The organism is Pseudonocardia wallangbongensis (genome assembly GCF_054486945.1).
In genome coordinates this window covers 463,585-485,596 of sequence record NZ_JBRERS010000001.1, presented here as the reverse complement: position 1 = coordinate 485,596, position 22,012 = coordinate 463,585, and the positions used below count along the sequence as shown (strand labels likewise).

The window sequence follows — 22,012 nt, the reverse complement described above, 5'->3', positions numbered from 1 at the left end:
GGTTGCATGACGGAGATCGCCAGTGCCGTGCGCTACGCGCGCCCCGCCGGATGGCCGGACGTCGATCTCGTCGACACGGACGTGCACATCACGCCCCGCTCGCTCCGAGCGCTGCTGCCCCACCTGCCCGCCCGGTGGCGCGACTACATCCGCGAGAGCGGGATCGGGAGCCTCGAGTCCGACCTCTACCCGCCGGGGTCACCGCTGTCCGCGATCCCCGGCTCGCGCCCCGCGGACGGGCCGCCCGGCTCCGACCCGGACCTGCTCCGCACCCAGCTCCTCGACCCGTGGCGCCCGCGGGCCGCGATCACGCACTGCATCTACGGCGTCGACGGCATCCACAACCCCGACTGGGCCGTCGCGATGGCGAGCGCCGTCAACGACTGGCAGCGCGCCGAGTGGCTCTCCGGCGAGCCCCGGCTGCGGGGGTCGATCGTCGTGGCGGGCCAGGACCCGCAGCGGGCGGCGACGGAGATCGACCGCCTCGGCGGCCTGCCGGAGTTCGTGCAGGTCCTGATGCCGGTGCGGGCGCGGCTGCCGCTGGGGAGCCGGACCTACTGGCCGATCTACGAGGCCGCGCAGCGCCACGGGCTGGCGGTCGGCGTCTACGCGGGGGGCGCGAGCGGCAACCCGATCACGCCGGTCGGGGCGCCGAGCTACTACCTCGAGGAGTACGTCCTCCTCGCCCAGGTGTTCCAGGCGCAGCTGGTGAGCCTGGTGAGCGAGGGTGTCCTGGTGCGGTTCCCCGACCTGCGGATCGTGCTCATCGAGGCCGGGTTCACCTGGCTGCCTCCGCTCATGTGGCGGTTCGACAAGAACTGGAAGGGCCTGCGCCGGGAGATCCCGTGGGTCGACCGGCTCCCGTCCGAGATCATCCGGGAGTCCGTCCGGCTCACGGCGCAGCCCCTCGACGAGCCGGACGACCCGGGTCGCCTCCTGGAGGTCATCGACCGGCTCGGGAGCGACCGGATGCTCATGTTCTCCACCGACTACCCGCACCACCAGTTCGACGACCCGGCCCGGTCCGCGCCGACCGGCCTCTCCACCGACGCCATGACCCGGTTCCTCGGGCGCAACGCACTCGACACCTACCGCCTGAGCGGGGAGTGATCCGCATGTCCCGAGAGCGCCCGACACTCGTCGACTGCGACATCCACAACGAGCTCGCGCCCGGCTCGCTCGACCCGTACCTCCCGCGGCGGTGGCGCGAGTACGACACCGCCTACGGCAACCGGGGCGACGGTGGCGCCTCCTACCCGAAGGGCGCACCGCGGGCGGCGCGCACCGACGCGTGGCCGCCGTCCGGGCTGCCGGCGGGCGGCGACCTCGACTTCATGCGCGAGCAGCTCCTGGACGCCTACGACGTCCGCTTCGGGATCCTCAACTGCCTGAGCAAGGCCAGCCGGCAGCAGAACCCGGAGTACGCGGCCGCGCTGTGCCGGGCGGTGAACGAGTGGCAGGTCGAGGAGTGGCTCGAGAAGGAGCCGCGGTTGCGGGCCGGGATCGTCGTTCCCTACGAGCACCCTGCGCTCGCGGCCGAGGAGATCGACCGGGCGGCCGCCCATCCCGGCTTCGTCCAGGTGCTGCTGCTCGTCCGCACCGACGAGCCGCTCGGGCGGCGCCGCTACTGGCCGATCTACGAGGCCGCCGTCCGGGCCGGCCTGCCCGTGGGGATCCACTTCGGCGGCGGCGGGGCCAACCCGCTCACCGGCTCGGGGTGGCCGTCGTTCTACATCGAGGACCACACGGCGATGGCCCAGGCCTTCCAGGCCCAGCTCGTCAGCCTCGTCGTCGAGGGCGTCTTCGAGCGGTTCCCGGCGCTGAAGGTGGTGCTCATCGAGGGCGGCTTCGGCTGGGTGCCGTCCCTGATGTGGCGGCTGGACAAGCACTGGGCCCGCCTGCGCGACGAGGTCCCGCACCTGACCCGGCGGCCGTCGGAGTACGTGCGCGACCACATGTGGTTCACGACGCAGCCGATCGAGGAGCCGCCCGACCCCCGGGAGCTGCTCGCCGTCTTCGAGAACATGGGCGGGACGGACAAGATCCTGTTCTCCACCGACTACCCGCACTGGGACTTCGACGACCCGGCCCGCGCGATCAAGGCGAAGCTGGCGCCCGAGACGCGGGCGCGGATCTTCGGCGGCAACGCCATGGCGCTCTACGGGCTCGACCGGTGACCGGGCACGTGGTGGGCACCACCGACGAGATCGGACCGGGCGAGCGCAAGATCGTCGAGATCGACGGGCGGTCGATCGGGGTCTTCAACGTGGACGGGCGCTACTACGCGCTGCGCAACCAGTGCCCGCACTCCGGGGCGCGGCTGTGCGACGGGGTGCTCACCGGGCTGGTCACGTCGAGCACCCCGGGGGAGTACACCTACCTGCGGACCGGCGAGATCCTGCGCTGCCCCTGGCACGGCTGGGAGTTCGACATCGCCACCGGGCGCTCGTGGTTCGACCCGGCGCGCACCCGCGTCCGTGCCTACGAGGCGACGGTCGAGCCGGCCGATGCGGACCTGTCCGACGCCGGCTACGAGCCCGGGCCGTACCGCGCGGAGCGCTACGACGTCGAGGTGCAGCGGCAGCTCGTCGTCGTGCACGTGTGAGCCGTGGCGTCGACCTCCGCGCCGTCGGCGGGCTCGATCCTCCGGCTGATCCGGGAGACCGGCGGGCTCTCCCGCGCGCAGCTGCTCGACCGGAGCGGCATGGCGCGCTCCACGCTCTACTCCCGGCTCGAGGAGCTCGCCGCGCTCGGCGTGATCTACGAGGGAGAGCCGCTCGGCGCGGCGCGCGGCCGGCCGTCGCGCCGGATCCGCTTCGACGACCGCGGCCGGGTGGTCCTCACGGTGGCGATCGGGCAGGCGGTGGCGCGGGTGTCCGTCACCGACACGGGCGGGCGGGAGGTGCGGAGCCGCACCGCGCCCGTCGTGCTGGCCCGCCCCGCCGCCGAGGTGCTGGACCCGCTGCTGGACATCGGCTCGGCGCTCCTCACCTCCGGTGAGGTCCTCGCGGGGGTCGGCGTCGCGGTGCCGGCCCCGGTGGACGTGCGCACCGGCCTGATCCGGGCGGCGACGACGATCGCCGCGTGGCCGGCCGACGCGGTGCCGGCCGCGGTCGGGCGGCGCTTCCGCGTCCCGGTGGTCGTGGAGAACGACGGCCGTGCCGAGGCACTGGGGGAGAGCGTCCCCGACGAGACGATGGTCTACGCCAAGGTCGCCACCGGCATCAGCTGCGGGATCGTGGTGGACGGCCACGTGCTGGAGGGCGCGCGGGGCGTGGCCGGCGACATCGGGCACATCCTCGTGGACCCCGACGGCCCGCGTTGCCGCTGCGGGCGCCGCGGGTGCCTCGCCGCGTTCAGCTCGGGCGCCGGCATGCTGGAGCGCCTCGCCCTGCCGTCCCTGGACGACCTGGTCGCCGCCGTCGAGGGCGGGGACGCCGCCGCGCTCGCCGAGCGCGACGCGGCGGCGAACCACCTCGGGCGCGCCCTCGCCGCGATCGTGGCGACCGTCAACCCGGGCCGGCTGCTCATCGGCGGTGCCGTCGGCCGGTTGATGGTCGAGGGGGTGCGGGCGCGGGTGCGGGGCGACGTCGTGGACCGGGTGGCCGAGGGCCTGCGGATCGAGGCGTCGGGCTGGGGTGAGGCGTCGGCCTCCCGCGGCCTCGCCGACCTGGTGATGCGCCGCGCCTACGCCCCGGAGACGATCGACGCGCTGCTGCAGGCCTGACCCGGCGTCCAGCGGGCGGGCAGGGTCTGCGGCTTGCGGAACACCAGGCCCGACGGCGCGACCGGGCGTTCCAGCGCGAGGCCGGGGAGCTCGACCAGCACGGTGCGGACGCCGATCATCGTCTCCAGCCGGGCGAGGTCCATGGCGGGGCAGAAGTGCGGGCCGTGGGCGAACGCGAGGTGCTGGCGCGCATTGGCCCGGCGCACGTCGAAGGCGTCCGGGTCGGGGAACGTCGCGGGGTCGCGGTTGGCCCCCGCCAGCGACACGCTCACCGGGTCGCCCCGCCGGATCGCCGCGCCCGCCACCTCGATGTCGCGGGTGGCGTACCGGTCGACGACGGCGGCCGCGGGTTCGAGCCGCAGCGACTCCTCCACGGCGTTCGGCAGCAGGTCGAGGTCGTCCCGCACGGCAGCGAGCTGAGCGGGATCGCGCAGCAGGTGCCAGAGCAGGTTGAGGATCATGCCCTCGGTGGTCTCGATGCCGCCGAACAGCAGGACGGCCGCGTTGGACACCGCCGCGTCCGGCCCGAGGCCGCCCGCCACGGCCTCGCCGAGCAGGGACCCGTTGCCCTCGACTCCCGCACGGACGTGCCCGGCGAGCGACTCGAACGCCGCGGAGGCCGCCGCCGGCACCGGGCCGCCCGCGGTCACGTCCGACACCGCCGCGACGAACGTCGAGTACCACCGCATGAGGGTGGTGGGGTCGATGTCCGGGATGCCCAGCGTCTCGGCGACCACCCGCACGGCGAGCGGCCCGGCGAAGCCCGCGCGCAGCTCGGCGTGCCCCGCCGGGCGGATGCCGGCCACCAGGTCGGCGGCGAGCTCGGTGATCCGCGGGGTGAAGCGGTGTGCCACCTCGGCCGGCCGGAACGGGCCCGCGAACGGCTTGCGCGCCGCGCCGTGCTCGGGCCCGTCGAGGGACAGCATGCTGGGCCCCACCACCTGCGCGGTGGAGAACCGCGGGTCGTCCACGGTGAACGCGCCCGGGTCGCGCAGCACGCGCAGCGCGGCGTCGCGGCCGGTGACGAGCCAGCGGTCGAGCTCGGGCACCCACGCGACCGGTTCGGTGGCGCGCAGCCGGGCGAGCGCGGGATGGGGGTTCGCGGTGAGCTCGGCGAGGTCCACGATCACCCCTTGCGCCGCCGCTTGCCGAAGACCGTGACGAACATGTAGTCCTTGCCCGCCGCGTGCGGGGAGAAGAAGCCGACCACCTCGTCGTCGAACGACGTCGAGCCCACCGCGCCCAGCCCCAGCGCGTGCGTGCCGAGGTGCAGCTTGCCCGCGTGCAGGGCGCCTTCGAGCTGGGCGAGGCGGTAGCCGCGGTCGCCGTAGCGATCGAGGATCGACGGCAGGTGCGCGAGGTAGTAGAGGTTCACGTGGGCGTCGCCCGCGTACCGCTGGTTCGCCGCGATGCGGGTGGCCTCGTCGCGGAACGTGCCCGCGCGGATCAGCTCGACCGCACCCCGTTGCGGGTGGTGCAGGTAGACGCCGGGCGCCAGCCCCTCGACGGCGTTGACGATCAGGTAGAGGTCGGTGAGTGGCGCCCCGGGCGTGAGCACGTCGGACGCCACACCGCGCGTCGACCGGTCCAGCAGCGTGGAGAACGCGTCGAACGGGATCTCGGCGTCGGTGTCGTAGTTCCGGGTCGAGCGGCGGCGGAAGATCAGCTGCTCCGCGGGCCGTGGATCGAGCCGGTCGGCGGGGAGGGGCCGCAGCTCGGTCAGCTCGCCGCGGGGCTCCGGCGCGGGCCGGCGCCACCGGCGGGCCCGCCACGCGGCGGCGTCCGCGCCGGTGCCGATGCACGACGCGAGGTGCATGTCGGTGAGCGCGTGGAACGTCACCTCCGCGGGCGACAGGCGGGTCGTGGGGAGGTCGAGCCGACCGAGCTCCGGTGCGGCCGGCGGGGCGGCGTCGGTGTGGCCCAGCGCGACCAGCGCCACCGTGCTCTCGCGCCGCCCGTCGACGTCGAGCACCTCGTTGACGGCCGCGTCGGCGTAGGAGAACACGAGCTCCGTGCCGACGTGCGCCGACGCCGCGACCGCGAGGATGTGCGAGAGCGACGTGCCGGCGTCCCAGTACGCGTGCCGGTAGGCGCGTTCGCGGTAGCGCCACGCGTTGCGCCAGAACGTGCTCGTCATCGCCATGACGACGGGCGCGGCGGCGATCGACGGCCCGTCCCCGGTGGCGGCGGCGAGCGCGGCCCGGAAGTCGCCCGCGCGCAGCAGCCGCAGGCTGTGGTCGATCGCGGAGTAGTGGTACACGCCGGCGTCGAGGTCGGGGAGGTCGGCGCAGACGAAGTAGAGCTCGAGGTGGTAGAGCGCGCCGGTGCCGCCGGCCGTGCGGTACTGGGGGATGGAAGGGCCGACGGAGGAGGCCCGGGGCGGGTAGGGATGGTGCACGCGGCCGTCGCGCGTGGTCAGGGTGCGGTCGAGCGAGCCGTTCGTCAGCAGGCCGAGCCGGCCGAGCAGCGCCCGGTCGGGCACGACGGCCGGCGCCTCCGCCCCGGTCGCGGCGATGGCCTCGAGCGCGGGGGTACCCGTGTCGGGCAGGTCGCGCGTGAGCTCGATCGGCGGCGGTGTCTCGTAGACCTTGTACAGCGAGGGCTTGATGGCCCAGTCCTTCTGCCAGATCGCCTCGGTGCGGGTGGCCGGGTCGCCGATGCCGATGCGCGCGTCGCCCGGCTCGGTGTCGCTCAAGGAGTAGTACTTCGTGAGGTCGTGGAACTGGGCTGCGTGCACCTCGCCCAGTCTGCCGCCGATGGGGCGGCTCAGTGCAGTGAGAGCTTCAGCAGGATGATCACGACGCCGAGCGCGGCGCTGGCCGCGCCCCACCCGATCGCCGCGGCCGGCGACGTGCCCGCCCGCCGGGCGGCGAAGTGCCCCAGGCCCCCGAGCAGCACCGTGGCCACGACGAGCGCGGTGAGGACCCCGGCCCGCAGGTTGCCGGTGACGAGCTCGACGACGACCAGGACCACGAGCGGGGAGTAGGCGGCCTCGACCATCGGCCAGCCGTGCCGGAGCACCTCCGCCACCCTGGCCAGCCGCGATGGGCCCTTGACGGCCACGCCCAGCACGCGGGCGTACCGCTCGGCCGTCCAGTAGACGAACACCGTCACGAGGACGGTCACCACGACCTCGCCCAACGAGCCGTGCACGCTGGCCGCGGTCATGGCGGCCGCGCCGACGACGGTCCCGTGGATCGCGTGGGCGAGCTCGCGGTCGTCCGACCACTCCCCGTGCTCCCAGCGCAGCAGGCGGGTGATCCGGTTGCCGCGCCGGTGGCGGGACCGGGAGTGGGGCTCCGTCACGCCGGCACCGTCCCGGCCGCGGGCTCCCGGCACACCACCCGCACCGGGTGAGGCGCGGAGGCGTCGAGCGGGCGATCCTCGGCGCTCATCGACGCCGCGCTCACCCTCGACGCCGAGCTGGTCAGGTCGAAGGGGGGCCGCTCAGCACGGTGATCGAACGCGGGCCCGCCGTGACCGTATCCCCGGCCGTGCGCTCGTCGCGGTCGGTGCCGGTTCGCGGGTCGAACGTGTCGATCTTGACGTCCTCGCCGTGGTTGCCCTCGCCACCGGTCAGCCCGTACGCGCGCTCCTTGAGGATGGGGTCCCGGCCGTTCCACAGCGCGAGCGCGAGGCACAGCCGCTGCTCGGAGTCGGAGAAGCCGGCGAGCCCGTCCTCGCCCCAGCGGTAGGCCTGCGAACGGGCCCGGTCGTGGGACAGGTAGCCCCACGCCTCCCCGTCCGGGCTGTAGTCCTCTCGGACCGTGCCCCACTGCCGTTCGCTGAGGTAGGGCCCCCAGTCGTACCAGCCGCTCCCGGGACGGCCGAAGGACTGCACCCGCTCGCGCTCGGCTCCCATCGCGGCCTCCGCTCCTGGTCGGTGCGGGGAGTCTGGGCGGGCGGCGGCCGCGGTGCTTCACCCGGACCAGGCGAAGCCGTCACCCCGCCCCGCCCCGATCGGGCTCCTCGGCCGTGCTCTCGGCGGGTGCCCAGCCGGCGCCGGTCATGGCGCGGAACGCCGCGACGGCCGCCTCGACCGTGGGGAAGAAGTGCGCCGGATCGATCGTGCGGGTGAGCTCGTAGCGCTCGATCTTCTCCCGCACGGGGTCCTTCAGCTCGGCGAACACGAGGTGCGCGCCGTTGGCGTTGAGCGCGACGTCGAGCTCGTGGAGCATGTCGGCCGCCGTCGTGTCGACGTCCGTGATCGGTTCGGCGGCGACGATCACCCACTTCGGGCGCGGATCCGACCGGGAGAGCTCGGTGACCTGCTCCCGGAACGTGCGGGCGTTGGCGAAGAACACCGGGGCGTCGAACCGGAAGACGACACAGCCGGGGAGCCGCTCGGCGTGGGGGTGGCTGCGCACGTCGTGGAACCCGGGCAGGCCCGGGACCCGCCCCAGCACGGCCTGGTACGGCCACCAGGCGCGCCGGAAGACGTTGCCGATCGACAGCGCCACGGCCAGCGCGATGCCGGGGAGCACCCCGAGCAGCACGACCCCGAGGAACGCCGCGACCGACAGCGTGAACTCGGTGCGCCGGACCCGGAAGAGGCGGATCGTCCCGGGCAGGTCGGCGAGCGAGAACGACGCGGCGATCACCACGGCGGCGAGCGTCGGCTGCGGCAGGTCGCGCAGCAGGCCCGGGACGAGCAGCAGGATCAGGGTGATCGCCGCGGCGCCGACGAGCCCGGTGACCTGGGTCTTCGCGCCGGCCTGCTCGGCGACGGCCGTCCGCGAGCCGCTGGTGCTGACGGGGAAGCCCTGGAACAGGCCGGCCGCGATGTTCGCCGCTCCGATGCCCGTCATCTCGCGGGGGCCGTCGACCGTGCGACCGGCGCGGGCCGCGAAGGCCGACGACGTCGAGATCGTGTCGGCCAGCGACACCACCGCGATGCCCAGCGCGCCGGCCAGCAGCAGCGCGAGGTCGGACAGCCCGATGCTCGGGATCGTGAGCGGCGGGAAACCCCGGGGCAGCTCGCCGACGACGTCGACCCCGTGCGCGCCGAGGCCGAGTGCCGCGGTGGCGACGATCGAGAGCACGACCACGACGAGGACCGCCGGCACCTTCGGCAGCGTCCGTTGCAACGCCACGATCGCCACCAGCCCGAGGCCGCCCACCGCCAGCGCGGCCGGGACCGTGGCTCCCTCCGCGACCGCGCGCGCGAAGCCCGCCGCCTCGCCCAGGAAGCCGGAGGCGTCCACCGAGAAGCCGAAGAGCTTCGGGAGCTGGCCGACGATGATCGTGAGGGCCAGGCCGTTCATGTAGCCGATCATCGTCGGCTTCGAGATGAGGTCGGCCACGAAGCCGAGCCCGCAGACACCCGCGAGCACGGTGATCGCGCCCGAGAGGAGGGCGAGCGCGGACGCGAGCGCCACCGCCCGGGCCGGGTCGCCGTTCGCGGCGACCAGCGGCAGGATCGTGGCCGCGATCATCGGGCCGAGCGAGGAGTCCGGGCCCAGCACCAGGATCCGCGACGGCCCGAAGACCGCGTAGCCCACGAGGCAGAGGATCGACGTGTAGAGCCCGGTGATCGCCGGCAGGCCGGCGAGCTCGGCGTAGGCCATCCCCTGCGGCACGAGCAGGGCGGTGAGGACCAGTCCCGCCGTCACGTCCTTCGGGAGCCAGCGCGCCCGGTACGAGGTCAGCGCGGCGAGCCCCGGCGCGGCGGCGGACAGCCGCCCGCCCCATCCGGGGTCCGTCGCCTTCGCGGTCACGACACGGGAGCCTGCCCGGGCACCGTGCGGGCGGTGAGCTTGCCGAGCTCCCAGACGACCAGCAGCCCGATCGCCGGCACCGTCGCCCACAGGAACTGCACCGTGTCGATCTCGACGGTGCCGAGCAGCCGCTGGAAGACGTCCATCTGCGTGACCAGCACCGCGAGCCCGAACTCGCCGACGACGGCCCAGTTCATCTGCTTGCTGTCGAAGGTGGAGATCGTCAGCACCGTCCCGGTGGCACTGCGGCACTCGAGCGCGGCGACGATCAGGCACAACGCGAAGGACGTGAACGCGATGGAACGCCCGATCTCGAGGTCACCGAAGACGGTCGTGGCGGTGACGATCAGCCCCAGCAGGCAGGCGCTCATGTACACGCCGACGAGCGCGACGGTGACGACGAGGTCGGTGGTGAGCACCGACTGGCCGCGCGGTCGTGGCTGGAGCCCCATCAGGCCGGGGGTCTCCCGGTCGAACCCGAGGGCCGCCCCGAACGCGGCGTTGACGAAGAAGTGGATCCAGAGGACCTGGGCCGGGTTGAAGGGTTCGCCGTCGGCGATGCCGAACACGCTGGCCCCGAGGAACGTCAGGACGAACACGACGAGCAGGACCAGCACGAACCGGATGTACTTCGTGAGGTTGTCGTAGATCTTCCGGCCCTGCTCGACGGCGAAGACGATCGTGGCGAAGTTGTCGTCGGAGAGCACCATCCGGCCCGCGTTCTTGGCCACCTCGGTGCCCGAGCCCATCGCGATGCCGATGTCGGCCGCCTTGATCGCCGGGGCGTCGTTGACCCCGTCCCCGGTCATGGCGATCACGTCGCCCTTCGCCTTCAACGTCTCCACCAGCAGCACTTTGTGCTCGGGTGCGACCCGGCCGACCACGCCGATCTCGTCGATGCGGGCGAGCCGGACGTGCTCCGGCAGGGCTGCGAAGTCGGCCCCGAGGATGGCGGTGCCCGGGATCCCGAGCTGCTCGGCGATCGCGGCCCCGGTGGTGACGTCGTCGCCGGTGACCATCCGGACGCGGATGTGGGCGGCCTGCGCGTCGGCGACGGCCGCCTTCGACTCGGCCCGGGGCGGGTCGACCATGCCGGCCAGGCTCGTGATCCCGACGCCGTCGACGAGCGCGAGGAGATCACCTGCGGGGTCGAACGATGCGGGGTCGAGGTCGCGGATCGCGGCGGCCATCACGCGGCGCCCCGCGTGCTCCATGCGCTGCATGTGCGCCGTCATCCGCGCCTCGAGCCCGCCGTCCCACGGGATGGTGCCGCCCGGGGTGAGCGCGGTGGCCGCCCGCTCCATGACCGCGGGAGCCGCGCCCTTGACGAAGAGGCGGACGACGGGCCGCCCGTCCGCGTCGGTGGCGGAGTGGAAGGTGGCCATGAGCTTGTAGGCCGGGTCGAAGGGCAGCGTCGCGAGCCGGGGCAACCGCTCGCGGGTGGCGTCGACGTCGAGCCCGGCCTTGTGGCCGAGCACGAGCAGGGCGCCCTCGGTGGGGTCGCCGACGACCCGCTCGTCGACCAGCCGCGCGTCGCTCGCGACGACGTAGGGCAGGATCGCATCCTCGATCGACGGCGCCGATCCCGCCGCGTGGTGCACCTTTCCCGCCAGGTCGTAGCCCCCGCCGGAGATGGTGTAGCGGTCGCCCGCGGTGACGACCTCCACGGCCGTCATCTGGTTCATCGTCAGGGTGCCGGTCTTGTCGGAGTTGATCGCGGACGTGAACGCGAGCGTCTCCACCGACGGGAGCTCCTTGACGATGGCGTTGCGCCGGGCCAGGTCGACGCCGCCGACGGAGAGGATCCACTGGGTCACGGTGGGCAGCGCCTCCGGGATGGCCGCGACGGCGAGGGCGACCGCACTGATGAACAGCACGTCCCACGCCTCGCCGCGGCTGCGGCCCAGCGCGAACATCACCACCATCGTGAGGCCGGCCGCCCCGGCGATCCACAGCGTCAGGCGGTCCAGCTCCCGCGTGAGCGGCGACTTCTCCCGGGCCGTCGCCGTGAGCATCGCCGAGATCCGGCCGAGCTGCGTGCCCGCACCGGTGCCGGTGACGAGCAGGACCCCGCTCCCGTGCGTGACGGGCGTGTTCATGAACGCCATGTTCGGCTGGTCGCCGGGGCCGAGACGGCGGCCGTCGACGGTGCGCGTGACCTTCGCGGCGGGCGTGCTCTCCCCGGTCAGCGCCGACTCGTCGATCTGCAGGGCGACGGCGTCGACGAGGCGTCCGTCGGCCGGCACCTGGTCCCCCGCGGCGATCAGCACGACGTCGCCGACGACGACCTCCTCGGCCGGGATCTCCCGCACCTGGCCGCCCCGCCGCACCTTCGCGGTCGCCTTCATGAGCGACTTGAGGGCGTTCATGGCGCTCTCGGCCTTGCCCTCCTGCCGGAGGCCGATGACGGCGTTCAGCACCGTCAGCACCACCAGCAGGGCAGCGGTGCCCCATTCGCCGACAAGCACCGACACGACGGCCGCGGCGAGCAGGATGATCTGCATGTAGCTGCGGTACTGGTCGAGGAAGCGCTGCCAACCCGGCTTCGCCCGCTCCTCGGGCAACGCGTTGGGACCGTTCGCCCGCAGCCGCTCCGCCGCGGTCGCCGCGGACAGGCCGGTGTCCGGGGCGACCCCGAGCGTGCGCGTCACCTCGTCGGCGGACCGTCCGTACCACTCCTCGTCCGGCAGGTCGGCCACCGGTGACGTCCGGCTGGTCTGCACCGCAGGCCTCCGATCGCGGTCGAGACACTAGACGTGCGCCTTGCGCTTCTTCTTGGACGACTTGGCGCCGTTCGTGGCCCGGCCGTCGTGCTCGGCCAGGTACGGGTCCGCGACGGCTCCCTCGGGAGCCTCGGCCTCGAGGTCGCGACGGACGAGCTGGAGGTCCCGCCTGGCCTCGTCGCTCACGGACGGGTACTGCGGATCGATCTCGATGAGGGTGTGGGCGATCACGGCGCCCGCGCAGATGCGGGCGAACCACTTGCGGTCGGCCGGGATCACGTACCACGGCGCCCACGTCGTGCTCGTCGCGGAGAGCATCTTCGAGAAGGCCTTCTGGTAGTCGTCCCAGCGCGCGCGTTCCCGAACGTCGGCCGCCGAGAACTTCCAGTTGCGCTCCGGGACGTCGATCCGCTTGAGGAACCGGATCCGCTGCTCCTCCTGGGACAGGTTCAGGAACAGCTTGACCACGCGGAAGCCGTTGTCGACGAGGTAGCGTTCCCAGTCGTTGATCTCGCGGTAGCGGCGTTTCCAGATCCCGTCGCGGGCCGATGCGGGCACCCGTTGCCGGTCGAGGTTCTCCGGGTGGACCCGGACCACGAGGACCTCCTCGTAGTGCGACCGGTTGAAGATCGTGATGTCCCCCCGCGCCGGGAGGCGGTAGGCGTAGCGCCACAGGTAGTCGTGGTCCAACTCCCGCGAGGAGGGGACCTTGAAGCTGCTGACGTGCACGCCCTGTGGGTTCACGCCGCTCATGACGTGGCGGATCGTGCCGTCCTTGCCGCCCGCGTCGAGGGCTTGCAGGCACACGAGCACGCCGTGGGTGCTCTGGGCGGCCAACCGGGACTGGTAGTCGGCGAGCAGGGTGATGCCCGTCCGCAGCAGCTCCACCCCGTCCTTCTTCTTCCGCACCCGGTCCGACCGGTACCCCGGGTCGAAGTCGTGCGCGAGGCGCACCTTGTGGCCCGGCCGTACCCGGAGCGGTTCGATGAACTCGGCGATCCGTGCCGCTCGTTCGTCCGACATCCTGCACCCCACTCCCGCCGCGGACCGCTGCGCGCCAGCACCGTGTCCCGCCGAGGCGGGTTCGGCCTCGTTCGGAGAGGGTGAACGGCGCGGACCGTCACTCGTGGACCGGCAGCGCCGAGACGATGATCAGCCCATGCGTCCGGAAGCGGGCGATGATCCCGTGCAGGTGGGACTCGTCGATGACCTCGCCGCGCAGGACGAGCCCGGCCGGCACCTCCTCGACGCTCAGATCCGCGAACGCCTCGCGCTCCTGTTCCGGCAGGCGCCCATCGACCCGGAACTCGTACATCTTCGAGCCCATGACACCTCCGTCCGGCGGATTCGCTCGGATCCTCGCGGTCCCCCGAGCCGGCGGCATCGCCCGCACGGGATGACGCCGACTCCTCCTCCCGGGAGGAGGCGGTGTCATCCCGCACCGCGCGACGCTCGTCCGTCGGCGGACGACCGGTCCGTCCCCGAGGGGTGGTCGGCGGGAGTGTGGACCCGGCGACCGGGTAGGGGAACCGATGTGGAGCATCGCCGAGTTCAAGACGACGCCCCCTGCGCTGCCGCGTGACCTCGTCCCGCGTCCAGCGCTCCGCCGGGCGCTCGACGGGGGCGCGGACCGGGCCCTCACGCTGGTGTGCGCCCCGCCGGGCTTCGGCAAGTCGCTCCTGCTCGCGGAATGGGTGAAGCGATGCCCGGAGATCCCGGCGGCGTGGGTGTCGCTCGACGAGGAGGACGAGGACCCGCGGCTGTTCTGGGGCGCGGTGCTCGCGGCGCTGCAGGGCTGCCCGGCCGTGCCGCCGTCGAACAGGCTGCACCGGCTGGTCGTGTCGCGGACGACCGTCGAGCGCGATTTCCTCGACGACCTGCTCGCCGCCCTCGCGGCGCTGCCGCGGCCGCTCCGGCTGATCCTCGACGACGCCCACCACCTCCGGTCGGCCCCGGTGCTGGAGGACCTCCGGGTGCTCGTGCGCGGTCACGTTCCGGGGGTGCACCTGGTCCTCGCGAGCCGCATGGACCCGTCGCTGCCGCTGGCCCGGCTCCGGCTCGGCGACGAGCTCTGCGAGCTGCGTGCCGAGCAGCTGCGGTTCTCGTCGCAGGAGACGGCGGCGCTGTTCGAGAAGGGCGGTGTGCGGCTCGACCCCCGCCACCACGACGTGCTGCACGCGCGTACCGGAGGCTGGGTGGCCGGCCTGCGGCTGGCGCAGCGATCGCTGCGGGACCACCCGGATCCCGGCCGGTTCATCGCGGCGTTCTCCGGGGACGAACGATCCGTCTCGGACTACCTGGTCGGTGAGATCCTCGCCGGGCTCGGCGACGCGCAGCGGGAGGTCCTGCGACGGACGAGCATCGCCGACCCCGTGCCGGCAGCGCTGGCCGTCGAGCTGTGCGATCGGGAGGATGCCGCCGACATCCTCGACGCGCTCTGCCGGGACCTCGGGCTCGTGACGGCCACCGGAGCGGACCGGGGCGACTACCGCATCCAGGAGCTGCTCCGCTCCCACCTCCTCGGGGACCTGCACCGAGGCGGGGAGGCGCGCGTCGCGGCCATCCACCGGCGGGCCGCGCAGTGGTGGGACCGGTGGGGAAGCCCCGGGCAGGCGCTCCGGCATGCCGGCCAGGCCGGCGACCGGGCGCTCGTCACCGATCTGCTGCGTCGCCGCGCGGGAACGCTCGTGGCCCGCGGTGAGCACGCCGCGCTGCACGCCGCGCTGGCGGCCCTCGGTGACGATCCGTTCACCGCGGCCTGGCGGGCCGCGGTGAACGCGTGCGCGGACCTCGAGCGCGGAGATCGCCGTGCGGTCGCGGAGGCCGTCCGGCACGCCCGCGCCCTCGAACCGGACCCGGATCCCGACCTCGCCGCGCTGCTCGTCGCGGTCGAGCGGCTCGCCGGGCTCGGCTCCGGCGGGCCGGCCGCGGAGCCCGAGCCCCAGGACCGGTCGCTGCGCGCGCTGGTCCTCGCGGGCCGCGGGGTGGCGCGCGCCGCGAGCGGCTCGCTCGCGGCGGGGCGGACCGACCTGGAGGAGGCCCTCGACGGCGCGCGGCGCCTCGAGCTGCCCTTCCTCGCGGTGCAGTGCCTGTGTGCGCTCGGCGCGATCGCCTGGGCGCTCGGTGACCTGCGGGAGGCGGAGGAAACGGCCGCGGCTGCGACGGCCGCGGCGCGGGACGGTGGCTGGGGCGGCACGGGCTGGGCGGCCGGTGCGTACGCGGTCGCCGGTCTTGCCGCGCTGGAGCGCGCCTACCCCCTCGCCGCCCTGGACGCGGCCGATGCAGGCCTGCGCACCGCACCCGCCGACCTCGACCCGGTGATCCGCTTCGCCCTGCACACCGCCCACGCGGGCGCGCAGTTCGACCGGGGGGAGAAGGCAGCCGGCCTGCTCGAACTGCAGCAGGCGCTCGCCGACGTGACCGAGCACGACGTCCCCACGGCGCTCGCGGCGGCGTCGGCGCTGCTCGAGCACCGGATCGCGCTCCGGCTCGGCTACGCCACCGCGGCCGCAGGCGCGACGAGCTGGCTCGCCGGCCGGCCGGGGGCCCGGGCGGAGCGGCTCCTCATGCGGGCGTGGGTGGAGTCGGCCGCCGGAGCGTTCCGCGCCGCGCGTGCGACCGTCGGGCCGTTGCTGCGGCCCTCCGTGCGTACGGCGTGCCCCCCCACGGTGGTGGAGGCGTGGCTCGTGACGGCGAACGCGGCGCTGGAAGGCGGCGACCGCGTGACCGCCCGGCAGGCGCTGCGCGCCGCGCTGGACCGGGCCCGGCCCCTCGACGTGGTCCGCCCGTTCATGCTCGCGCCGGCGGCGGTGCGGGCGCTGCTCGTCGACGAGCTCGTGGGCGAGGACGAACGCGCCCGCTTCGCGGCACGGGTGCTTTCGGCGCCGCAGCCCGAGGTGCTCTCCGCGGCCGTCGTGCTGACCGCCCGCGAGCGCGACGTGCTGACCCGGTTGCCGTCCCTCTTCAACCTCGACGAGATCGCCGACGACCTCGCGGTCTCGGTCAACACCGTCAAGAGCCACGTCCGGTCGATCTACGACAAGCTCGGCGCCGGCACCCGGCGTACCGCCGTTCTCGCCGCCCACGAGCGAGGCCTGCTGCGGTGAGTCCGGCCGAACGGGCGATGGAGACCGGGGAGACCCCTCGGTAGCATCCTCGGTTCGCTTGAAGTCCTGGCGGCTCCGCGCACCGGCAGGGACCGGCGGGTGGCGTCGCGGAACCCGGGGTGCACCGGCCGGACCTTCACTGAGGTGTTGGGAGCCGGATGAACTCGACGATCTCCACCCCGAGTGCGTCGAAGCGCGCGAGCAGCCCGTGGAGCGCGGCCTGGTCGGCCACGACGCCACGCAGCTCCGTCTCCGTGACCGCGCGCGCCGAGCGGAGCGGCTCCAGGGCCGCGAGGACGTCCGGGGTCAGCCTGCCCTGCACTCGGAACGCGCACTCGAAACTCACACGTGCCTCCTCCACCAGACGGGACGGGATCCGATGGTGGCGGGTACCGGGGTGAGCCGGGTACCTCCGCCGAGGATGAGGAACGCCCCCGGCGGGCCGGGCGGGCCGGCGAAGTTCGCGGCGCCCGTGGCCAGTCACGTCGTGGCGCGTCCCCGTCTGCTCGAGCTGCTCGACAACGGGGTGCGGTACCCCGTGACCGTGGTCGCCGCCACCGCGGGCTGGGGGAAGACGCTGCTGGCGGCCTCGTGGGTCGCGGCGGGCGCGGGCGGGCGGCCATCCGCGTGGGTGCGGCTGGACGCCGGCGACGACGCCGCGGGCTTCTGGCACACCGTGGCGGGCGCGCTCGCGTCGGTGGCGGGGCCGGCGGCGGGTGCGGCCCTGCGCCCGCTGGCGACCGGCGGGGATGCCGTCGACGACATGCCCGGCGCGGTGGCGGCGGCGCTGCTCCTCGCCGCCCGGCCGGTCGTCCTCGTGCTCGACAACCTGCACGAGGTGACCTCGCCGGCGGTGCACGACGGGCTGGTGAGGCTCGTCGAGCGACCACCGCCCAACCTGTCGCTGCTCGTCCTGACCCGTCGGGACCCGCCGTGGCCGCTCTCCCGCCTGCGGTTGGCGGGCCTGCTCGCCGAGGTGCGTGCGCAGGACCTCACCTTCCGGGTGGGCGAGGCAGCGGAGCTCTTCGCCCTGCTGCACGTCGACCTCGCCGCATCGCAGGTGGGCCGGTTGGTCGAGCGCACCGAGGGCTGGCCGGCGGGGCTGCGCCTGGTCGCGCTGCACCTGCAGGGGCAGCCGGACGTCGAAGCGGCCGTCGCGGAGTTCTCCGGGGACGATCACAGCGTGGCCGGGTACCTGGTCGCGGAGGTGCTCGCCCAGCAGCCCCCCGAGCTGGTGCGGTTCCTGGAGAAGATCAGCGCTGTCGACCTCGTCTGCGCGGATCTCGCCGACGCGCTGACCGGACGACGCGACAGCGCCGCCCTGCTCACCGAGCTCGCGGCGTCGCACCTGTTCGTGCAGGCCGTGGACCGGCCGGGACGCTGGTACCACCTGCATCGGCTGATCGCCGACATCCTCCAGGCGCGACCGGTGCCCCGCAGCGAGCGCCGGGACCTGCGGAGGCGGGCGGCCGAGTGGTTCCAGCGCAGCGACATGCCCGTCGACGCGATCCGGTCGGCAGTCGACGGGGAGCTCTGGCCGCTGGCGGCGGCCCTGGTGGGCCAGTACCTCGTGGTGCTGGCCCTCGGTGGACGGGCCCGGGAGCTGGAGCGGGTGCTCGCCCGGGTGCCTCGCACCACCCTGGCCACGCACCCGGAGCTCGCGTGCGGCCTCGCGGCGGCGCGCATCGTGCGCGGTGACGCCACCGAGGTGGCCGAGCTGGTCGCGAGCGGCCGCGCGCGGCTCGGTGCCGTGTCCGAGCGCCGCGGTGCCCGCGCCCGCATCCTCCTCGACCTGACCGCGGGCGCGTTGGCGCGGATCAGGGGCGACTGGGCGGAGGCGGTCGCGCTCCACCGGTCCGTGCCGCTGGATCCCGTCACGTTGGCCGGTCTCGGCCTCGGGCGGGCCGAGATCGTCCCCGTGCTCGTGAAGAACTTCCTGGGCATGGCCGCGCTGCTGGCGGCCGATCTCGAATCGGCCGAGCGCGACCTCGGGGCCGCCGTGTCCGTCGGGCTCGAGCCCCGGCCGCTCTCGCAGCTGAACGCGGCGGCCTACCTGAGCCTCGTGCGGTGCGAACGGGGCGAGCTCGGTCCGGCCCAGAGCGAAGCCCTCGAGGTCGTCAAGGCGGCAGCGGAAGCCGGTCTCGACCACGCCCCGCAGGTGGTGGGCGCGTACCTGACGATGGCGCACGTCGCGCTGGACCGGGTGCATCCGGAGGACTTCGACGACTGGCTCGGTCGCACGGCAGCGGTCGAGTCCGTCGCCGCGGAACCGCACGTCCGGGCCGAGGCCGCGCTCCTCCTCGCGGCGCGGCGCCGGTCGGCAGGGGATCGGGAGCGGGCGCTCTCCGGCCTCCGCGCGACCGCATCGGAGATCGACATCGGCAAGCTGCCGCTGAGGATGCGGGAGCGGTGGTGGCTGGCCGAGGCCGGCCTGCTGGTGGGCCTCGGCGATCCGCACCAGGCCCGCGCCACCCTCGACCGGCTGGGGCCGGCGAGCTCCACCGCCACGGTGCTCGCCACCGCACGCCTGCGGATGCAGCTGGACGACGTGCCGGCCGCGGTGGCCGCCCGGGCCGGGGTGAAGCCCGACCAGCACCCCCGCGGGACGGTCGACGCCTCGCTGCTCGACACGGCGCTGGCCCTCGCGTCCGAGGACGTGGAGACGGCGCTGGACCGGCTCGAGGAGGCCCTCGCCGCTGCCGCTCCGTGGTTCCTGCGCCGCCCCTTCCTGACCGAGGCGGTCGACCTGCGCCCGATCCTCGAGCGACGCCTGGAGAAGGGCACGGTCGTGCCGGCCTTCGCGGTCGACGTGCTCGGACGGCTCTCCGGGGCGGCGGTCGCTGTTCCCGACCCGTCGGCGGTCGACCCGCTGACCGAGCGGGAGCGGACCGTCCTGCGGTACCTCGCGAGCACGATGTCGAACGCCGAGATCGCGGCGGCGCTCTACGTCTCGGTCAACACCGTGAAAACCCATGAACGGGCCCTGTACCGCAAGCTCGACGTGACGAACCGGCGGGAGGCCGTGGGCCGGGCCCGATCGCTGGGCCTGCTCTGAGCAGCGCGAACCCACCGGTGCGAACTCACCCGCGTAGAAGGACGCCGTATCACCCGCGCCGCCTGATCCTCAACTGTCGTGGAGGGGGTGGTGGCCGATGCGGATCCCGGGCGGCAAGATCGCCGTTCCGAACCTGCCCACGGGCTTCACCCCGCGCCCCCACCTGCTGAGGCGGCTGGACCGGGTCGGTGCAGGGGAGCTCGTGGTCGTGACAGCACCGCCCGGTTACGGCAAGACGGCCCTCCTGGCCGACTGGCTGCGAAGCCCCCATGCTCCGCCGTCGGCCTGGGTCTCCGTCGATGCAGGCGACGACGCGCCACGCCTGCGGGCCGCGCTGCTCGCGGCGCTGCGGGCGGTTCCCGGCCTGCCGGCGGACAGCCCCCTGCACGAGATCGGTTCGCCCGGCAGGGGGGATCTCCCGGGGCGGAACCTGATCGACGAGCTGGCGGCGGGGGTCGACGCCACGCGCCCGGCGATCAGGGTCGTCCTCGACGACGTCCACGAGCTGACGGACCCGGAGGCGCTGCGCGACCTCGCCCGGCTCGTCCGGCGCCGCCCCCGGGGGCTGTGCCTGGTGCTCTCGGGCCGGATGGACCCCCCGCTCCCGCTGCCGCGGATGCGGCTCGAAGGCCGCGTGCACGAGCTGCGTGCGGAGGACCTGCGCTTCGACGTCGGCGCGACGGCCGCCCTGCTGCACGCGTCCGGGATCGACATCGCCCCCGAGCAGGTCGCGGTCCTGCAGGCCAGGACCGGGGGATGGGCGGCCGGCCTCCGGCTGGCCGTGCTGGCCCTGCGCGGCCGGGACGACCCACAGGCGTTCATCGCGCAGTTCTCGGGCAACGAGAGCTCGGTCGCCGGTTACCTCACGGACGAGGTGATGGCGGTGCTGCCCGACGAGGTCCGGCAGTTCCTCCGCACCTGCTCGGTCTGCACGCAGCTCCCCGCCGGGCTGGCCGTGGCGCTGACGGGACGTGCGGACGCCGAGCGCATGCTCGACGAGCTCACCCGGGTCACCGCGCTGGTCGAGCTCGCCGAACCGCGGACCTATCGCATGCACACCCTCCTGCGGACCTACCTCGTCACGGAGCTGGAACGGCATTTCCCGGCGCTCCACCGGCGAGCCGACACCGCTGCCGCACGGTGGTGGCTCGCGGCCGACGAGCCCGAGCACGCCCTCCGCCACGCCGAGCGGACCGGCGAGCCCGAGCCGGTCCTCGACATCCTGCGCGAGAGCGGCGTCCGGCTCATCGCGACCGGCCGGCTGGCGGCCGTGCGCCGGGCCCTCGACGCGTGCGGACCCGCGACCCGCACGACCGACCCGTGGCCGTCGCTCGTCGCGGCACTGCTGCACGACGCGGAGAACGCGCGCTCGGCCGCGGCCGAGGCATTGGCCCGGGCCGTCCGGGGATGGCCCCGGGACACCGACCCCGTGCTCGACGTCCTGCGTGCGAGCGTGGAGCGGCTCGTGACCGGTCGGGCGCAGGATCCGCCGTCCGACCCGCCGGTCTCCGTCCCGCCGGAGCTGGAGGCGCTCCGGCGGATGAGCGAGGCCGCCGTGATCGACCCGGTGATCGGCGTCCAGGCCGGCGTCGCCGTCCGCACGCGCCTCGACGAGGCCGCGCGGCTGGCCCGCGAACACGGCTTCCCGTACTTCGAGGTGCGGACGCTGTCGATGCTCGCCGCCTTCGAGGCGGCCCGGGGCGGGTACGGCGCGATGACGGCCGCGGCCTCCGCGGCACTCGCCGCGGCCGAGGGGGAGAGCGAGGGCGAGCGCCCCGCGGACCGGACGGCAGGCCCGGCCGCCCTGATCGCCTACGGCGACCTGCTCGCGGGCGACGCCGCGGCCGCCCTGGCGCGTACGGAGGACGTGCTGGCAACCGAGGCGGCCCTCGCCCCGCGGACCGAGGTCGCTCTCCGCGTGGTGCACCGCGCGGCCTGCGCGGATCTGGGAGAACACGCCCGCGGCGGCGGGAGGTGGCTGGTCGAGTTCGACGATGTCGACGCACCGGCCCCGCTGCTGGCCGCGCTCGCCGTCCTCGAGCACCGGGCGGTGCTCGCGCAGCGCGGGCCGGGGCCGGCCGCGGAGACCGCCGAGTGGCTCGCGCGGCGGGTCGGGAAGGTCGGAGAGCTGCTGCTGATGGACGCGTGGGCGCACCTGCAGGCCGGCCGGTTCGACGCGGCGCGCACCGCGGTGGGCGCCCTCGCCGACGGCTCCCTCGGCGCGCTGGTCCCGTACACGCCGGTCGAGGTGCATCTCGTGCGGACGGAGGCGGCGCTCCGGCAGGGCGACCTGGGCACGGCACGGGTGGAGCTCGCAGCGGCGTTCGCCGGGGGAGCGGCCTTCGGGGTCGTCCGCCCGTTCCTGCTGGCCGGTGCCATGACCCGGGGCCTGCTGGTATCCGATCCCCCGGCCGGGACGGACGCGCGGTTCGCGGGGCGGGTCGCGGCCGCGCTGTCGCGGGCTCGGGTCGACGTCCCCGCCGCCCTGAGCGAACGGGAGCTGGCCGTTCTCACGCTGCTCCCGTCGCTGCTCTCGGCGCGGGAGATCGCCGACGAGCTCATGGTGTCGGTGAACACGGTGAAGAGCCACATCCGCTCGATCTACGCGAAGCTCGGCGTCTCCACGCGCCGCGACGCCATCCGTCGCGCACAGGAACTCGACCTCTTCCCCTGAACCACTTCAC

16 protein-coding genes are annotated in these 22,012 nt (G+C 74.4%); 7 read left to right on the top strand and 9 right to left on the bottom strand.

Annotated features, from left to right (window positions below):
* Window positions 1–6: 6 nt before the first annotated feature.
* The 4 genes from ACU436_RS02385 to ACU436_RS02370 are packed head-to-tail and all read left to right on the top strand — an operon-like array spanning window position 7 to window position 3,727.
* A complete protein-coding gene (locus ACU436_RS02385) occupies window positions 7–1,110 on the top strand; it encodes an amidohydrolase family protein (protein ID WP_459021101.1) in 1,104 nt (367 codons plus the stop codon).
* A 5-nt stretch (window positions 1,111–1,115) separates the two neighbouring features.
* On the top strand, window positions 1,116–2,177 hold the full coding sequence (locus tag ACU436_RS02380) for an amidohydrolase family protein (protein ID WP_459021099.1): 1,062 nt from the start codon (window positions 1,116–1,118) through the stop codon (window positions 2,175–2,177).
* Complete coding sequence (locus tag ACU436_RS02375; RefSeq protein WP_459021098.1) at window positions 2,174–2,605, top strand: Rieske (2Fe-2S) protein; 432 nt, start codon at window positions 2,174–2,176, stop codon at window positions 2,603–2,605. The genes ACU436_RS02380 and ACU436_RS02375 overlap by 4 nt, the downstream gene beginning before the upstream one ends.
* A gap of 3 nt (window positions 2,606–2,608) precedes the next feature.
* Window positions 2,609–3,727 (top strand): ROK family transcriptional regulator, encoded by a 1,119-nt coding sequence (locus ACU436_RS02370; RefSeq protein ID WP_459021096.1) that lies wholly within the window; start codon window positions 2,609–2,611, stop codon window positions 3,725–3,727.
* Here ACU436_RS02370 and ACU436_RS02365 read toward each other — a convergent pair.
* The 8 genes from ACU436_RS02365 to ACU436_RS02330 all read right to left on the bottom strand — a co-directional run bounded on the left by ACU436_RS02365 (window position 3,688) and on the right by ACU436_RS02330 (window position 13,494).
* Window positions 3,688–4,851, bottom strand: a complete 1,164-nt coding sequence (locus ACU436_RS02365) for a cytochrome P450 (protein ID WP_459021093.1) — start codon at window positions 4,849–4,851, stop codon at window positions 3,688–3,690. The two genes, ACU436_RS02370 and ACU436_RS02365, sit on opposite strands and share 40 nt — an antisense overlap.
* Before the next feature lie 2 nt (window positions 4,852–4,853).
* Window positions 4,854–6,464 carry a SagB/ThcOx family dehydrogenase gene (locus ACU436_RS02360; RefSeq protein WP_459021091.1) on the bottom strand — a complete coding sequence of 537 codons (1,611 nt, stop codon included), beginning with the start codon at window positions 6,462–6,464 and terminating at the stop codon, window positions 4,854–4,856.
* Between the two features lie 29 nt (window positions 6,465–6,493).
* The gene (locus ACU436_RS02355) at window positions 6,494–7,033 is read right to left on the bottom strand and encodes a hypothetical protein (RefSeq protein WP_459021089.1); all 540 of its coding nucleotides are present in this window, start codon (window positions 7,031–7,033) and stop codon (window positions 6,494–6,496) included.
* A 121-nt stretch (window positions 7,034–7,154) separates the two neighbouring features.
* Complete coding sequence (locus tag ACU436_RS02350; RefSeq protein ID WP_459021087.1) at window positions 7,155–7,589, bottom strand: hypothetical protein; 435 nt, start codon at window positions 7,587–7,589, stop codon at window positions 7,155–7,157.
* Window positions 7,590–7,668: 79 nt separating this feature from the next.
* Window positions 7,669–9,444, bottom strand: a complete 1,776-nt coding sequence (locus ACU436_RS02345; RefSeq protein ID WP_459021085.1) for a SulP family inorganic anion transporter — start codon at window positions 9,442–9,444, stop codon at window positions 7,669–7,671.
* A complete protein-coding gene (locus tag ACU436_RS02340) occupies window positions 9,441–12,167 on the bottom strand; it encodes a cation-translocating P-type ATPase (RefSeq protein ID WP_459021083.1) in 2,727 nt (908 codons plus the stop codon). Before ACU436_RS02340 ends, ACU436_RS02345 begins: the two co-directional genes overlap by 4 nt.
* A 27-nt stretch (window positions 12,168–12,194) precedes the next feature.
* A complete protein-coding gene (locus ACU436_RS02335; RefSeq protein WP_459021081.1) occupies window positions 12,195–13,190 on the bottom strand; it encodes a PPK2 family polyphosphate kinase in 996 nt (331 codons plus the stop codon).
* 97 nt (window positions 13,191–13,287) lie between these two features.
* Window positions 13,288–13,494: a hypothetical protein gene (locus tag ACU436_RS02330; protein WP_459021079.1), complete on the bottom strand. Its 207-nt coding sequence runs from the start codon at window positions 13,492–13,494 to the stop codon at window positions 13,288–13,290.
* A 205-nt stretch (window positions 13,495–13,699) separates the two neighbouring features.
* On the opposite strand from ACU436_RS02330, the gene ACU436_RS02325 reads away from it, so the two are divergent.
* A complete protein-coding gene (locus ACU436_RS02325; RefSeq protein WP_459021077.1) occupies window positions 13,700–16,273 on the top strand; it encodes a helix-turn-helix transcriptional regulator in 2,574 nt (857 codons plus the stop codon).
* 136 nt (window positions 16,274–16,409) lie between these two features.
* Here the strand turns inward: ACU436_RS02325 and ACU436_RS02320 are convergent, their stop codons facing one another.
* Window positions 16,410–16,619: a hypothetical protein gene (locus ACU436_RS02320; protein WP_459021075.1), complete on the bottom strand. Its 210-nt coding sequence runs from the start codon at window positions 16,617–16,619 to the stop codon at window positions 16,410–16,412.
* A 75-nt stretch (window positions 16,620–16,694) separates the two neighbouring features.
* On the opposite strand from ACU436_RS02320, the gene ACU436_RS02315 reads away from it, so the two are divergent.
* Both ACU436_RS02315 and ACU436_RS02310 read left to right on the top strand, forming a co-directional pair.
* Window positions 16,695–19,328: a LuxR C-terminal-related transcriptional regulator gene (locus ACU436_RS02315; protein ID WP_459021074.1), complete on the top strand. Its 2,634-nt coding sequence runs from the start codon at window positions 16,695–16,697 to the stop codon at window positions 19,326–19,328.
* Between the two features lie 97 nt (window positions 19,329–19,425).
* Complete coding sequence (locus tag ACU436_RS02310; RefSeq protein WP_459021072.1) at window positions 19,426–22,002, top strand: LuxR C-terminal-related transcriptional regulator; 2,577 nt, start codon at window positions 19,426–19,428, stop codon at window positions 22,000–22,002.
* The last annotated feature ends 10 nt before the right edge of the window (window positions 22,003–22,012 follow it).